13 protein-coding genes and 2 rRNA genes are annotated in these 15,809 nt (G+C 45.4%); 10 read left to right on the top strand and 5 right to left on the bottom strand.

What is annotated here, in order from left to right; genetic code table 11:
* Nucleotides 1-12 precede the first annotated feature (12 nt).
* The 5 genes from JMA39_RS18990 to JMA39_RS19010 all read left to right on the top strand — a co-directional run bounded on the left by JMA39_RS18990 (nucleotide 13) and on the right by JMA39_RS19010 (nucleotide 7,497).
* On the top strand, nucleotides 13-1,119 hold the full coding sequence (locus JMA39_RS18990; protein ID WP_202723449.1) for an efflux RND transporter periplasmic adaptor subunit: 1,107 nt from the start codon (nucleotides 13-15) through the stop codon (nucleotides 1,117-1,119).
* Nucleotides 1,119-4,244: an efflux RND transporter permease subunit gene (locus tag JMA39_RS18995; RefSeq protein ID WP_202723450.1), complete on the top strand. Its 3,126-nt coding sequence runs from the start codon at nucleotides 1,119-1,121 to the stop codon at nucleotides 4,242-4,244. The genes JMA39_RS18990 and JMA39_RS18995 overlap by 1 nt, the downstream gene beginning before the upstream one ends.
* Nucleotides 4,245-4,324: 80 nt before the next feature.
* Nucleotides 4,325-5,440 (top strand): OmpP1/FadL family transporter, encoded by a 1,116-nt coding sequence (locus tag JMA39_RS19000; RefSeq protein WP_237732923.1) that lies wholly within the window; start codon nucleotides 4,325-4,327, stop codon nucleotides 5,438-5,440.
* A gap of 375 nt (nucleotides 5,441-5,815) precedes the next feature.
* Complete coding sequence (locus JMA39_RS19005; RefSeq protein WP_202723451.1) at nucleotides 5,816-7,075, top strand: HD-GYP domain-containing protein; 1,260 nt, start codon at nucleotides 5,816-5,818, stop codon at nucleotides 7,073-7,075.
* A 107-nt stretch (nucleotides 7,076-7,182) separates the two neighbouring features.
* Nucleotides 7,183-7,497, top strand: a complete 315-nt coding sequence (locus JMA39_RS19010) for a DUF3135 domain-containing protein (RefSeq protein WP_202723452.1) — start codon at nucleotides 7,183-7,185, stop codon at nucleotides 7,495-7,497.
* A gap of 90 nt (nucleotides 7,498-7,587) precedes the next feature.
* Here the strand turns inward: JMA39_RS19010 and corA are convergent, their stop codons facing one another.
* Together corA and JMA39_RS19020 are read right to left on the bottom strand one after the other, a co-directional pair.
* Nucleotides 7,588-8,535, bottom strand: a complete 948-nt coding sequence (gene corA / locus JMA39_RS19015; RefSeq protein ID WP_202723453.1) for a magnesium/cobalt transporter CorA — start codon at nucleotides 8,533-8,535, stop codon at nucleotides 7,588-7,590.
* A gap of 108 nt (nucleotides 8,536-8,643) precedes the next feature.
* The gene (locus JMA39_RS19020) at nucleotides 8,644-9,009 is read right to left on the bottom strand and encodes a hypothetical protein (RefSeq protein ID WP_244999889.1); all 366 of its coding nucleotides are present in this window, start codon (nucleotides 9,007-9,009) and stop codon (nucleotides 8,644-8,646) included.
* Between the two features lie 146 nt (nucleotides 9,010-9,155).
* Between JMA39_RS19020 and JMA39_RS19025 the strand changes: the two genes are divergently transcribed.
* A complete protein-coding gene (locus tag JMA39_RS19025) occupies nucleotides 9,156-9,830 on the top strand; it encodes a YccT family protein (RefSeq protein ID WP_202723455.1) in 675 nt (224 codons plus the stop codon).
* A gap of 77 nt (nucleotides 9,831-9,907) precedes the next feature.
* Here the strand turns inward: JMA39_RS19025 and JMA39_RS19030 are convergent, their stop codons facing one another.
* The gene (locus JMA39_RS19030) at nucleotides 9,908-10,885 is read right to left on the bottom strand and encodes a LysR family transcriptional regulator (RefSeq protein WP_202723456.1); all 978 of its coding nucleotides are present in this window, start codon (nucleotides 10,883-10,885) and stop codon (nucleotides 9,908-9,910) included.
* A gap of 205 nt (nucleotides 10,886-11,090) precedes the next feature.
* Here JMA39_RS19030 and xapA point away from each other — a divergent pair, with 205 nt between their 5' ends.
* The 4 genes from xapA to JMA39_RS19050 all read left to right on the top strand — a co-directional run bounded on the left by xapA (nucleotide 11,091) and on the right by JMA39_RS19050 (nucleotide 15,272).
* Nucleotides 11,091-11,921, top strand: coding sequence for a xanthosine phosphorylase (xapA, locus tag JMA39_RS19035; protein ID WP_202723457.1), 831 nt, complete (start codon nucleotides 11,091-11,093; stop codon nucleotides 11,919-11,921).
* A gap of 11 nt (nucleotides 11,922-11,932) precedes the next feature.
* A complete protein-coding gene (locus JMA39_RS19040) occupies nucleotides 11,933-13,195 on the top strand; it encodes a NupC/NupG family nucleoside CNT transporter (RefSeq protein WP_202723458.1) in 1,263 nt (420 codons plus the stop codon).
* A 58-nt stretch (nucleotides 13,196-13,253) separates the two neighbouring features.
* Nucleotides 13,254-14,126 carry a DMT family transporter gene (locus tag JMA39_RS19045; protein ID WP_202723459.1) on the top strand — a complete coding sequence of 291 codons (873 nt, stop codon included), beginning with the start codon at nucleotides 13,254-13,256 and terminating at the stop codon, nucleotides 14,124-14,126.
* Nucleotides 14,127-14,261: 135 nt separating this feature from the next.
* The gene (locus JMA39_RS19050; protein WP_202723460.1) at nucleotides 14,262-15,272 is read left to right on the top strand and encodes a patatin-like phospholipase family protein; all 1,011 of its coding nucleotides are present in this window, start codon (nucleotides 14,262-14,264) and stop codon (nucleotides 15,270-15,272) included.
* A 159-nt stretch (nucleotides 15,273-15,431) separates the two neighbouring features.
* Here JMA39_RS19050 and rrf read toward each other — a convergent pair.
* Both rrf and JMA39_RS19060 read right to left on the bottom strand, forming a co-directional pair.
* Nucleotides 15,432-15,547: ribosomal RNA gene (rrf, locus tag JMA39_RS19055) — 5S ribosomal RNA — on the bottom strand.
* Between the two features lie 175 nt (nucleotides 15,548-15,722).
* Nucleotides 15,723-15,809: ribosomal RNA gene (locus tag JMA39_RS19060) — 23S ribosomal RNA — on the bottom strand; the annotation flags it as partial.

The raw sequence follows: 15,809 nt of genomic DNA on the forward strand, positions 1-15,809 counted from the left end.
TGTGGAGTATCTATGAAACACCTTTCTAAACCTTGGTTATTAACAACGACACTAGTATTAACGACCCCCGTTCTCTTTGGTTGTAGCGACGACTCACAAGAGCAAGCACAAAGCGATGTGGTCAGGCCCGCAAAAATTGCAACGGTAGTAAGCGCTGCAGGCAGTGTGCAGCGAAGCTTTCCCGCCCAAGTATCTGCCAATGCCAGTACCTCCTTGGCATTTAGAGTGCCTGGACAGATCACTAAGCGTTATGTTACCGAAGGGAAACGTGTTGAAGCAGGCACGCTTATTGCTGAGCTAGACCCTACCGATTTTAATATTCATCTCGATGATGCCCGTGCTAAGCACGAACTCGCTGTTGCACAGCATGAACGTAACGCAACATTGGTACCTAAGGGACTGGCAACAAAAGCCGAGTTCGATACCTCTCGCGCCGAGATGTTGATGGCCAAAGCTAACCTTGATAGAGCCAGCCAAAACCTTAAGTACACTAAGATCTACGCTCCCTATGATGGTGTCGTTGCACAAATACACAGTGAAGATCATGATCATGTAGCCGCAACCCAGCCCATTGTCGAGTTTCAAAATGACAGCGTCAGCGATATCCAATTCGACCTGCCTGAAAAGCTGTTAAAGCGGTTTGACTCAGAGAAATTTAGTGAACTCACCACCCAAGTTATCTTAGATAGTTACCCTGAAAAACCGCTCACAGCCACGTTTAAAGAGATGCGCAAATCCACCAGCTCTGGTGCATTGAGTTTTAGAGTCACTCTCTCTGTTATGGTCCCAGATGGTATGCGAGTGCTACCAGGCATGAGCGCGAATGTGCAAACTGTGCTTGCAGGCGATCAACTGGGCAACAGCGAACTTGTTATTGCACCAGTCGGGGCAATCTTTAGCCAAGAAACCAGCAGCCTTAATGAAGGAAAAGAGTTTGTCTGGGTACTCGATGGTGAAAATAGAACTCACCTTAGAGAAGTGAATGTCACACGACTGCTGACATCTGGTGCAGTTATCGATACAGGTTTAAAGGTCGGCGACAGAGTCATCGCCGCTGGAACCAACCATATAACTGCAATGCAGCAGGTCAAAGAACTTCAACGTGAGCGAGGCTTATAATGGCTAATCCCCCCCAACCAACTGAAAAGCCAGAAGATATCAACGCCGAGTGTGAAGGTGGCGGTATAGCGGGTTACTCCATGCGTAACTCTGTCGTTAGCTGGCTTATCATCATGGTGCTTGCCATTGGTGGCATAATGGCCTTTAAGGACTTAGGCAGACTGGAAGATCCCGAGTTTACCCCACGCTCAGCGTTAATTGTCACCGCTTACCCGGGGGCCTCGCCTGAACAAGTTGAGGAGGAAGTGACACTACTTATCGAAAGTGCCCTGCAGCAACTTCCTTCGGTCAAATGGATCAAGTCGGTGAGTACCGCGGGTCTGTCTCAGGTCGATGTGATGATGGAGTCTGAATATACCAGCTTACATCTGCCGCAAATCTGGGATGAGGTCAGACGCAAGATAGGCGATCTGCGCACACTTCCTCCCGGCGCCTCTAAACCGATAGTTAACGATGACTTTGGTGATGTCTACGGCATGATCTGGGGCATAACCGGTGACGGCTATGAGATGGCAGAGCTAGAGCAGTTTGCCGACCAACTTAGGCGTGATGTGGTCACCTTAGAGGGCGTCAGCAAGGTGATGGTTGGCGGTATTCAACAGCAGCAAGTTTTTGTCGAGATCTCTAACAGTAAAATTGCCGCGCTCAATATCCCTATCGATCACATCACGGCGCTACTGCAGCAGCAAAATACCGTCTCCAATGCCGGACGAATTCGTATTCAAGACGATACCGTCAGACTCTTCCCTACGGGTGAGTTTCAAGATATCACCGAGCTAAGAGATCTAGTCATCAGCCCTGTGGGCGCCTCTGCGCGAATATTACTGGGTGATGTCGCCCAAATCCGACGCGGCTATGTGGAAGTTCCCACTAAGCTGATGTCGATGAATGGCCTGCCAGCACTTGAATTTGGCGTCTCATTTATGCCCGGCGAAAATGTCATTGAAGTGGGCGAGCGAGTCCAAGCCCATATCGACAGTATGCTCAATAAGCAGCCTGTGGGTATCGAGATGGAAAACATCTACAACCAGCCCACTCAGGTTGAAAAGGCCGTTGATGGATTTGTCTGGAGCTTGATTGAAGCGGTCGCCATTGTGATCGGCGTGCTGTTACTCACCATGGGGCTTAAGAGCGGTATTATTATCGGTATTGTGCTTATTCTCTCGGTAACAGGCACCTTTATCTTCATGGAGCAGATGGGGATCGACCTACAGCGGATCTCACTAGGTGCGCTGATCATCGCGTTGGGGATGCTGGTAGATAACGCCATCGTCGTGGTCGAGGGAATATTGATTGGTATGCAGCGAGGCAAATCACGCTTTCGCGCAGCTATCAATATTGTCGAACAAACCAAATGGCCACTGCTAGGTGCAACCGTTATTGCCGTTACCGCCTTTGCGCCTATCGGTCTGTCTGAAGATATATCTGGTGAACTGGTCGGCAGCCTATTCTGGGTGGTATTGATTTCACTCACCCTTAGCTGGATCACTGCTATTACCACCACACCGTTTCTTGCATCCATCTTCTTCAAGAACACTCAACCCACCGCTGAGGGCGAAGAGGTTGACCCCTACAAGGGCGTGGTATTTACCAGCTACCGTCAGTTTTTAAAGATCTGTATCCGCCGCAGAAAAACCACCATGCTTATACTGCTTGTTTTGCTGCTTGGCTCACTCAAAGGCTTTGGCATGCTTAAGAATGAGTTCTTTCCACCGATGAATCTACCTAAGTTTATGGTGGATACTTGGCTGCCCTACAGCACTGATATTCGTGCGACAGCACAACAGATCCAGGCGATGGAGCAGCTAGTGCTTACTCATCCTGAAGTGACCCAAGTTGCCTCAAGTGTCGGCGGCGGGCATGTTCGCTTTATGCTCGCCTACAAGCCGGAGAAGATGTACAACAACTACGGTAATCTGATGGTCACCGTCAAGGATATGGACAAGCTTACCGATGTCATGACCGAAGTGAGGGCCATGCTTGAGGAGAACTTTGCCGGCGGTAACTACAACTTTAAACGCTTCGAGATGGGCCCAGCACCTGATGGTCGTATTGAGGCGAGATTCCAAGGCCCTGATCCCGATGTTCTGCGCGATCTTTCCAATCAAGCCAAAACGATTATGGCTCGTCACGAAGGTGCAACGGCGGTACGTGATGACTGGCGTGAGCGCACTAAGGTGATCCGCCCCGACTTTAATGTTGAAGCGGCCCGTAACTTAGGGATCAGCAAATCTCAAGTCGACAGCGCCCTACTCGCTAACTTCTCCGGTCGTAGCGTTGGCCTCTACCGAGAAGGCTCAGATCTTATGCCTATCATAGTGCAGCCCCCAGAAGCTGAACGCACCGATATTAACGGCATTATGGAGATCCAAGTTTGGAGTAACCAGCTACAAAGTTATGTCAGCCTCTCTCAAGTTGTGCATAGTTTCGATGTGGAGTTTGAAGATCCCGTCATCATGCGCCGCGACAGAAAACGCACCGTGATGGCGATGACAGATGAAGATCAGATGGGCGAGCTTACCACAGCTGCGGTACTGCAATCTTTTAAAGCTGAAGTGGAAGCAATTGAACTGCCAGAAGGTTACAGCATGCACTGGGGAGGCAAGCATGAAACTTCAATAGATGCACTCGTGGCACTGGGCGAAAAGCTAGGTGGCGGTTATCTAGTGATGATCTTAATCACCATTTTACTGTTTAGCTCATTTAAAGATGCTGCCGTGATCTGGACCGTGGTGCCCTTTGCCATTATCGGTGTGGTTGTCGGCCTCTACAGCGCCAATATGCCATTCACCTTCCTTGCACTGCTAGGCACCATGAGCTTGACCGGTATGTTGATTAAAAATGCCATTGTACTGGTTGAGGAGATAAAACTGCAGATCAAAGAGGGCAAAGAGGACTACGCCGCAGTTATCGATGCCTCAGTCTCTAGGGTACGCCCTGTGAGTATGGCGGCGGTCACCACAGTGCTAGGCATGATCCCACTTATTACTGATGGCTTCTTCCAAGCGATGGCTGTGGCCATGATGGCGGGCTTAACCTTTGCCACCATCTTAACCCTTATTGTTATTCCAGTGATGTACACCATGATCCATCGCGTAGCTAATCCTGCTGAAACTAACCAGTAACTACCACTAACACAGTGCACCTTTCGGTGCACTGTAACTGACTCTTTTGGAATAAAATGATGAAATTAAACAGACTTACAATGGCAATAACTCTCACCCTAGGAAGTGGCCTTATTGCAAGCACTGCCAGCGCAGCAGGATTGAGCCTTTCACAGATAGGTACCGCAGAAAGTGTTGCCACTGCAGGGGCTGCCAATGTCACCAATAATCGCGACTCATCGGCGGTGATCACTAACCCTGCCGCACTCTCTGGCATAGCAGAAAGTAGCGCAGTAGTAGGCGCTCAATATTTAGATGTAAAGTCTGAGTTTGAACGTTATGACCTACGAGATGGCAGCATTGGAACTGCGGGGCAGCTTATGCCTCATCTATCCTACGCCAAAAGACTCAATGATGATTGGGTTGCAGGTATTGCGATGCACTCCCCTGGCGGATTGGGGATGAGCTACGATAACGGTGTTGCCGGCGGCCCTGCGAATATCATCAATGAGAACAATATCGCCATTGTAAATATCACCGCATCGGCGTCATACCAGCTCAATGACAAGCTCTCTGTAGGCGCCTCTGTGATTGCTCAATACGCCGATCTTCAGGTTGATCTATTTCAGGGAACCGAGCAGGCAAACACCATAGAAGGAAATAACTGGTCCCCGTCATTTGCCCTCGGCGCCATGTACCAGCTATCGGATAGCACTAACTTAGGCCTGACCTATAACTACGGCGGTAAGCATGAACTAAACCTCGCAACCCGCCTACCCGAGCCTCAGACCATGGATGTTAATTGGCCGCAAAGTATTGAGCTTGGCCTCGAACAGCAGCTGACTAGCGAGCTTACGCTAATGGTGAGTGCCAACTGGCAACAGTGGAGCCGTTATAACGATAAATATTCAGACACTTGGGGCGGCGGCATAGCCCTTAGCTATCAGCTGAATGCGTGGACACTTCAGTCAGGCTTCAGCTTAGATTCCAGCCCACTAGCTCCAGCTGATAGAGATGTCATTCTTCCATTAGATCAACAGTGGCGCTTCGGTTTAGGGGCATTAAAGACCCTCGACAGCGGCTCAGTACTCGGGGTCGCCTATCAATACCAATCGCTGGGAGATGGCAAGATTGATGGAAGCTTAAACCCAATCCAACCAAGAGGGTTCTACAGCGACAACCGCATTCACTTCATCACAGTTTCATTAAGTTTTTAAACCCAGTTTCTAAAGCAAGTTTTCCACCAGCTTAAACATAGATCCTCACCCTAAAAATAAGCTCTTCAGAGCTATTTTGATTACAGCAGTCAAAATAGCTCTGAATCAACTTTAACTATCAGCGAATAGAAAACGTAATAACGCTCCTAACCAGATGCAGAGCAATAAAGTGAGCCGTTAATTGTTCAGTCATTCCACAACCGCATTCCTTCCATAATCTCTAGCATTACCACCAGCATTCATTTAAAACACCGGCTGCGAGTTGAACAACGGCATCAACAGTTGTGCAACATCTGTAAATTTATCAGTTAAGTAATTGTAAATTATATAACTTGAGTTAGAATAGCGGCTAATGAAAAGCCTAAACTAATGCCCATGACGAATAGTTGTAAAGTCGCTGTTGGACAGCTGCAGATAGGTAACTTTGTTAGGTTACCGATTGCGTGGAAAGATCACCCCTTCATCTTTAATAGCTTCAAAATCAAGCAGCAGACTCAAATTGAGCTGATTAAAAACCTTGGCCTTGAGTTTGTCTACGTCCGCCCTGAGCGTAGTGATAGTCAGCCGCTTTCGAGACTAGAAGCGAAGCAACAACAATCGCAAATTATCGACAACAATCTAGAGTTATTGTCTGGTGAGTTAAAACAGCAAAAAAACAAAAGCATCGAAGCACAGCAGTCTTTAAGGCGTCACCTACAAAAGACGGAGAAGCATTTTACTCGTAATCTTGCCATGATGCGTAACCTCACCAGTAAACTGCGCAATAGGCCACTCGATGCGGTCAACGAAGCCAAAGACCTTATTCATGGTGTCTGCAATCAGCTACTCACCGATGATAAACTGGTACTGCACCTGATGGCCGATGCCAAAAGCAATGAAGGGATCTATTATCACTCCCTAAACGTTGCCGTACTCTCTATGCTTATCGCCAAAGAACTAGGTTGGAGCCGCAAAGAGATTGAGCTCGTGGGGATGGGCGCACTATTCCACGATATAGGCAAAATCAAGATCCCAACTCAGCTACTACGAAAGACCACTGCTTTTACTCATGCAGAACAAATCTATTTTAATCAACACCCAGCGATGGCGGCTGAATTGCTGACTCTTGCTGATAACTTTCCTGCAGAAGCGCTACCTATCATCTTAAATCATCATGAATTTTTGGATGGCTCCGGTACGCCTAAAGGATTGCAAGAACCCGATCTCGACAAGCTCAGTCAGCTGGTCTGTGCAATTAACACTTACGATAACCTTTGCCACTCTGATAGAAACAAGAAAGCCAGAACCCCCTACTCGGCATTAGGCTACCTCTATAAAAACTATCAAACGCAGTTAAATCAGCAAATGGTTAACCGCTTGGTCAAAATGCTCGGAGTTTATCCACCAGGCAGTGTGGTTGAATTATCATCAGGACAATTTGCCATGGTGATGTCAGTTAACTTGAGCCAGTTATTACTGCCAAGAGTATTAGTTTACGATCCGACCGTCCCCAAGGAGCAAGCTCCGATTGTGGACTTAGCTAATGAAGGCTTGAGTATTGTTAGATGTTTACCCGTAGCCGCACTACCTGACAAAGTGCTTAAATATCTCAACCCAAGAGAGAAAATCAGTTACTTCTTTGGAGCAGAAACATAACCCGTCATAAATAACGCAACAATAGTGTAGAACTCACTATTTCTTGCTGAAACCACCTCGACTGACTAAGGTTAAATCTACTGGTTTTCATGTCGAGGTTAGTTTTTATGACTAAACTACCAAGTTTTGACAGACTGTTATGGATGGCAGAAAACACCCCAGAGAAATTGGATGCTCTACAAAAAAGACTGAGTAAAGAGGCGATTGCGCAGAGCCGCCAGAGTAATCAAGCAAGTCTAACATCACTACTTGACGACTTAGATAAGCGTTTAGCCTTGTGTAAGACCCCCTATCAACGTTGTCACCTCGTTAGTAGCCTTATGTTCAAGAAACTAGCAAAACTTAATCAGGTTTATTGTCAACCTGAAGAGTTTCTAAAGCATAGGGCTGAAGTCGTCCCACTGCGGAAAACGGCTAAGTAGCACTTAATACCGATTGGTATTACCATCGCCGTAGGGCAAAAAAGCTCGCAGTTGCGAGCTTTTTTATGCAATAGCCCTCTTGAATTAGTGTTATAACCAACCTTTACGCTTGAAGAAAAAATAGGTTCCCGCCGCACTACCAAACATCATTGCAATGGCCATTGGATAGCCTAACTGCCAGTCTAGTTCAGGCATATTAACGAAGTTCATGCCGTAAGCACTGGCGATCACTGTGGGGGGTAAGAAGACCACTGCCGCAACCGAGAAGATCTTAATGATCTTATTTTGCTGTAATCCACTAAAGCCCATCGCCGCATCGAGCAAGAAGTTAAGTTTATCGAAAATAAACTGACTGTGTGGCATCAGGGACTCGATATCTGATAGCATCTCACGTAGATCTTTGAACTCATCATCAGACAGCTGTCCACGATAATGCTTCTGCAAAAACCTGAGTGAGCGCTGAGTATCGAGCAAACTTAAACGTATTTTACCGTTTGAGTCTTCCTGACGAGTGATAAGCTTAAATACATTATCAAGCTCTTCATTCTTAAATACCTCTTCACTTACGTTTTCAAGAACCGTATATACGTCCTCAATAAGATCCGAAAGATAATCAACTTTGAGGTTAAAAAGCTCTAGTAGAAGCGCCTCGGGTGTACTGGCTTCGATCTTACCGAGTCTTAAGTAATTACGCAGTAAGCGGATAAGACCTACATCTTCCTCACGGATTGTTAGCAAGAAGTTTTGACGCAGATTAAAGGAGACGTTAACCCCTTTTACGTCCTGTCCCGCACGTTGGGGGAATAACGAATTGATGTGCAGTCCATCTTTATTTTGATAAAAACGTGCAGAAGCCTCAATCTCGTTGATATCTTCCTCATCAGGCACATCTTCAACAGAGAAACCGCTTAACCACTCTCTTTCTTGCTCATCAGGTTTATACAGGTCCAGCCAGATAATACCGGGAGGGATGTTGTCCTTCATGCTCAATTCGATAATCGTAAGTTTACGATCCTCATAGGCATAGGCTGTTATCATAGCTCCTCCTTAAAACACATATAGCAAATAGATTGGTCAAAAAACGTGGGCTATTCTACCTTATAACGCCTTATTGCAAAGGGCTAACACAAATAAAATCCATGAAGATTACTTATTTACCGTGTTAGCTACGATAATTCGCTCCTGATTGGACAATCTAATGCGGATCCCGTTAATAGTTGTTATCTCATTGCTAGTGATATCCTTCTTCTTCACTTGATAAACAACGGACTCTTCACTCATTGGCGACACTATCGTCACACTGACAACTTTATTGCCATCACTCCAATCCCAATACCAATATGCAGCAGTAGCGGTGAGTGACAAACTGATCAAAACATAGGCACCAATTCGAAGCTTTATGTTCTTACCTAACTCTTTAGTACTGGCGCGGACTCCATTTTCTCTAGGTTTACGCAGATAAACCATTGCGCCGACGATAATTAACAATGTGATCAATATTTTAGTTAGCACAGATATTCCCTCTACGGCATTTATAAGAATTATACCCATAAATAAATCGATAAACTGTTATTCATATCCAAGCATTGGTATACAAGTGAGGCAAATTCGGCCTCCTTCTGCTATAAAGAGGGCATAAATTCATATTAGGATCTCAAATGAAGCGTCATGCTCTTATCTTAAGTAGTGCCCTGCTACTGTTTACCACATCAGCTTTTGCTGACGTTACCCTCTCTATGCCTTCCAACTCTGAATTGGTGCTGGTTAATGGTGTTGATGCTAGTGGCAGAGATACGCTAAATCTTAAAAACGGTATTAACCAAATTGCCTTTCGATACCTTGGACGTTACAAGCAGCAGGGGTCACAAACTCAGTTCCAGTCAGATGTGATTATCATCAAGTTCGACCAAAGCAATGCCGACTTAGCATTATCTATGCCGCGTATTCGATCTGGCAGTGCGGCCAATAAATTTAATCAGTCCCCCCAAGTAACCTTAGAGGATCAAGACGGTAACCTTGTTTCCTTCGATCTAGGAATGCTCATCAAGAAAGGCCTGCAGCTAGGTCGAGATTACGAGGCTGAAATGGCCGCCTACAACCTCACAGCGCAAGAAGCGTCACTCAATATCCAGCCTGCAGTAATTAGCGTAACACCGACAACAGCTTCAGTTGCCGTAGCGACTGCTAGCACAACAGCCACTACACCCGCTAGTACAACGACTAAGCCTAAAGCAAGCAGCCAAGTGAATGTAGGACAGATGCTCGACTTTTGGTACCAACAGGCCGATGAGGAAACGCGCAAAGCCTTTAAAAAGCGAATTGAAAACCAATAGATATTCGCTATCAAAAAGCCCGCGATTGTGAAAGCGGGCTTTTTTGTTCTACATTGTTATACCTATCAGTATTAGGGCTAAATAGGCGCTAACGGTTCAGCATTCATAAACTGATGTAATGATTGGATCAGAGCTTGTTTCTCTTGGGTGATCTTTTGTGGGTTATACACGGCACAAATATTTGCATGGATCTCCTGCTTTAGCGATATAAAGCGAATATGCCTCCAACTCTGACGGCTAAAGCTTTGAGGTACCACAGAGATCCCAGCCTGACTCTCTATTACGTTCATTAAAGTCATCGGTTCCACAACCTCTTGGGTTATTTGTGGGATAAAGCCCTCCTTGATGCAGTGATTGACGACCAACTGTGCCGAGGCAGAGTTTTTATGACTCATGATGACAAATTTTTCATTGGCCAGTTCCGACAAACATAACTGAGAACATCCACTGAGTTCATGCCTATCACAAAGCGCGACCACCATAGGCTCACAGTAAAGGTTACAGGACTCTAACGGAGAAATATCTAAAGTGTCGGCGTAACGCACGAAGCCAATATCGATCTCATTATTGAACAGTGCCACCTTCTGCTGCTGAGGCGATAGCTCCAAGAACTCGAATTGAATACGTGGGTATTGAGTTTTCAACTGCTGACAGGCATAACCAAACCCCGCCCAAAATACCGAACTAACAATACCTAAACGAAGCTGTCCCTGAGTTTCTCTGGCATGCTGGGTTACTTTACTCACAGCACTTTCCATTACACTAAAAATTGACTGGCACTCATGGCGTAACGTTAAACCAGTCGAAGTCAGTTGAATGCTTCTTTTATCCCGGTTAAATAACTTAACACCAAGAATCGCTTCAAGCTCTCGCATCTGTGCACTCAAGGGTGACTTTGAAATATGTAGCCGCTCCGCAGCCTGAGTTAATGTTTGACTATGGCTTGCTACATAAAAATACCGCAGCATTTTCATGCTAATACGCTCAGCCCAATAAAGACTATTTAAATCTAACGGCACAACGCTATGGTCATTGTTCACAAATTTGCTATCCATTTATTTACCATAAACTCAGTCATTCAAGCCTAAAAACCATCCATTGAAGCCATTTTCAATACCTTGAATAACCATTTTTATGCTCAAGGCTATCGTTCTGCTTAATGTACCGAAAAACAGCACATTAGGGTCGATTTTAGTGATTTTAATCAAAATCGCTTCGGAATATCGTGAGGGCAATAACAAATCCACTTAGGAAAATAATATGTCTCTGTACGACCCAGTCCCAAATGCTATTGCTACCATCGAGAAATACAAGCCTGGCTTTAAGCCACAGATTGCAATGATCTTAGGTTCAGGCTTAGGCGTGCTTGCCGATAAGCTCGAAGATAAGGTTAGCATCAGTTACCAAGAACTTGATGGCTTCCCAGTTAGCACTGTAGAAGGTCACAGTGGCGAGCTAGTACTTGGTTATTTAAATGGCGTTGCAGTTGCCTGTATGAAGGGACGTGGTCACTTCTATGAGCATGAATCGATGAAGGTCATGACCACTCCTGTGCGTACATTCAAAACCCTAGGTTGTGAAATGTTGCTAGTGACCAATGCAGCAGGCTCACTACGCCCAGACCGTATTGATGTCGGTTCATTGGTTGTATTCTCAGATCATATCAACACTATGCCTAGCACACCGATGACAGGCCCAAATGACGACAAGTATGGTCCTCGATTCTTCAGTCTTGCAAACGCTTACGATAAAGCATTACGTGAACAAGCACTTGAGATAGCCAAAGCTCAAAACATCGTGCTAAACGAAGGCGTATTTGTTTCTTACCCTGGCCCATGCTTCGAAACTGCAGCGGAGATCCGCATGATGCAGATCATCGGCGGTGATGTTGTTGGCATGTCAGTGGTACCCGAAGTGATCTCTGCTGCACATTGCGGTTTACCTGTACTTGCAGTCTGCGCGATTACCAACATGGCTGAAGGCCTAGGTGATGTGAAGCTATCACATGAACAAACTCTTAAGTGCGCAAAACTAGCTGAAAGTGACTTCCTGCAGCTAATTATTGCATTCGTCGATAGCGTTAAATCGTAGAGGATAGATCAATGATGTTCATGGGTTTTATCGGCATGCTAGTGCTGCTAGGCATTGGATTTGCGTGCTCGGTTAGTCGACGTTCAATTAAATTACGTACAGTAGGTGCTGCGCTTGGTTTACAGGTCTTAATTGGTGCACTCGTGTTATATGTGCCACTGGGACGTCAAGCGTTAGAGTCAATGTCTCACGGCGTACATGTGGTACTTGATAGCGGTAAAGCAGGTATTCGCTTCCTATTTGGTAACCTAGTCAACTTCTCTGTTGAAGGCATTGGCTTTGTATTCGCACTTAACGTACTGCCTTTAGTGGTATTCTTCTCGGCCTTGATTGCGGTACTTTATTACTTAGGCATCATGCAGTTTATCATCCGTATTATCGGTGGTGGCATGGCTAAATTACTGGGCACCTCGCAGCCTGAGTCTATGTCTGCAGTATCGAATATTTTCGTTGGTCAAAGTGAAGCACCGCTAGTCATTAAGCCTTATATGGCTAAGATGAGCGACTCAGAGTTCTTCGCCGTAATGTGTGGTGGTATGGCTTCAGTATCGGGAACTGTACTAGCAGGTTACGCCATGATGGGCGTCAACATGGAGTACTTACTAGCAGCATCATTTATGGCTGCTCCTGGTGGTGTGTTATTTGCGAAGTTAATCCTTCCCGAAACAAGTACGCCAGCTTACACCATGGATAGCAAAATTCAGTTTGACGAGAAGCCTCCTGTCAATGTTTTAGCTGCAGCCGGTGAAGGCGCTGCGAGTGGCCTTAAACTTGCTGCAGCAATCGGTGCAATGTTGATCGCCATGATAGGTCTGGTGACCCTAGCCAATAACCTGCTCGGTGGCTTTGGTGATATGGTCGGCATGCAGCTTTCTCTTGAAGGGATCTTAGGCTGGATCTTTGCGCCGTTAGCCTTCTTGCTTGGTGTTCCTGTGGCCGATATGGCGATTGCAGGCTCTATGATAGGTAAGAAGCTTATCGTCAACGAGTTCGTTGCCTATAGCGATCTTGCTCCGTACCTAAAAGACACCCAAGAAGTCACCGCAGCCGGACTGCAAGTTCTTCAAGAAAAGAGTAAAGTGATCATCAGCTTCGCACTGTGTGGTTTTGCAAACTTAGCCTCTATGGGTATTTTGATTGGCGGACTCGGTACACTGTGTCCATCAAGAACGGACTTCATCGCTAAATATGGCTTACGCACCGTAGTTGCAGCGACATGCTCCAACTTAATGAGTGCTGCTATTGCCGGTATATTCTTCTCTCTAGCTAACTAAGCCCTAGGCTATTGTGAACAAAGGGCGGAACTCCGCCCTTTTTTATTGAAGGTTTGAAATGTTTAAATCCGCTTTGCCACACCTACAGATGTTTATCTTCACCTTCGTAATCGCTATGACCTTTCCTATCGGCAAGCAGCTAATGCTAGAAGTCCCACCTATGATAGCAACTTGGCTGAGGTATATTATTGCTGCAACGCTGTTTACCTTGTTACTGACAGCGACTCGACGACTCACATTACCAACGAGAAGTGATCTCCTACGTTACACTTTAGTCTGCCTGCCTTCACTATTGTATTTTACCGCCATGTTCAGTGCCCTTACGCAAACAACCGCGTTTGCAACGAGCGCCTTATACACATCGGTACCACTTATTACAGGCCTTCTGGTGGTGCTGACAAATAGACATCTAGGCAAATTAAGTACATGGGCCGCATTAGGCTTAGGTTTTATCGGTGCACTCACCTTGGTAGTACAACAAGCGAGCGAATCGAGCGCTGATATAACTTGGAATTCGGGCTACAGCCTGTTCATGCTCGGCTGCGTTGCAATGGCAGCGAACCCGTTAGTTATCAAGGCCTGTTATCGCCAAGAGGACTTTATGGTATTTACAGGCTGGAGTTTAATCGCTGCAAGCCTGATTTTATCGGTTTCATTAATACCCGATATTGCAGCCTATAACTGGAAGAATGTATCGACTAATGCATGGTTGGCAACCCTATATCTTGCGATCTTCGCCACAGCAATCAGTTTCTTCCTATTTCAAAAAGCCAGTGTCAGATTAGCCCCAGAGCAAGTTTCCGCCTATATCTTTTTAATTCCGGTATTTGTATTACTTACTGGTGAATCGATAACAATAAACTGGGCCTATGCAATTCCAGCCTTATTTGCCGTAAGCTTAGCGATGCTGTTACTGATGCGAAAAAAATAACAAAAGTAGAGCAGATATATTAGTGCTTATAGAATTAATCTATTTAAGTGATTTGTTTTACCCATTACACAAATTACAGCACAAAGGTTAAATTAGTCAGTAATAGTACAACTGATTTAACTTCTGAGCAGCGTTATGGCGTTATCCTCCACAAAAAATATTGAACTCCCCAATCTTGAGCAAAACTTGCATGGTAGTAACAGCAATTTTCCTCAATCTAAAATCGCACTCGTGGCTGAAGGTGGTGGGCAACGAGGAATATTTACCGCGGGGATTTTAGACAGTTGGCTAGATCAACAATTTAATCCCTTTAGATTACTAATAGGTACATCTGCTGGTGCACAAAATTTATCTAGTTACTTAACGCGACAAAAGGGATTCGCGCATACATCCATTACAGAACTTTCAAGCTCACCAAAATTTTTTAGCTTAAGCCGCCCTTTAAAAGGCCAGAGCAGTGTTGATTTAGATTGGTATTTTGATCAAGTGGGTATCAATAAGCAGGGAGAGCTGCGACCACATCAGCTTGATATCCATAAAGGAGTTGAGCAACTACAAAAGCGCCAACTACTGATTTCAACTACCAACAGTTCAAATTTCCAAGCCAGTTTTTTTTCGCCCAATAAAGACAATTGGATAACATTACTCAAAGCATCGAGCGCCCTCCCCTTTTTATACAAGCAAGGGGTAAAGATTAATGACGAGTTTCAAGTTGACGGCGGTCTCTCAGCACCATTACCTGTGGAGGAAGCTTATAAACGAGGAGCGAAAAAAATCGTTGTACTGCGTACACTCCCAAAAGAATACTCCGCCAATACACCATGGGTTAATCGTCTCAAGTCATGGGTATGTACATCGAATCAATGCCCTAAAGCGTTAGATTTTTTCATACACCACGAGTATGCCTACCGTGATGCACTACGCTTTATTGAGTCTCCGCCCGATGATTTAGAAATAATCCAAATATTTCCTGAGCAAAACCTAAAAAGCAAACTCATTGGCAGCAAAAAGTTAGCGTTACAATCAGATTATTTACAGGGAAAACAAGCCGGGGTAGCCTTTATCAAGCAGCACGCAGAGACATTACTGCAACCAGTCAAAGCCATAGCGCGAGCAGCCCCTAAAAGAAGTTTACGCTACTGCTAAGCATTTTTATATGCGAGTCAACACACTTACATCGTGCTGAACTAACCAGCATTTAGCTCACGTTCGCGATTTCCCCGCCTTATCCGAGTGTTCAATTCAAAAGCCATTAAACGAAAAAATCCCCAACACAGAGTGCTGGGGATTTATCGTGTATTAGGCGCCTGGAAATGACCTACTCTCACATGGGGAGACCCCACACTACCATCGGCGATACTGTGTTTCACTTCTGAGTTCGGAATGGATTCAGGTGGGACCACAGCTCTATGGTTTCCAGACAAATTCTGCTTTTACTTTCAGTTTTTTAAAAACTAAAGGTAAAAAAGTTTGGAAAGCTGTTACTCGCCAGAGCAAGTAAACTGAAATTAAGTTTGAGTCCACACTACATTAAGTGCTTCATTCTAATTTTGTCTTAGAAACATTAGTCTCTCATACAAAACCCATCAGGGTTGTATGGTTAAGCCTCACGAGTCATTAGTACAAGTTAGCTCAACGCCTCACAACGCTTACACACCTTGCCTATCAACGTCCTAGTCTCGA

This window comes from Shewanella schlegeliana (assembly GCF_016765635.1).
Lineage (GTDB): Bacteria > Pseudomonadota > Gammaproteobacteria > Enterobacterales > Shewanellaceae > Shewanella > Shewanella schlegeliana.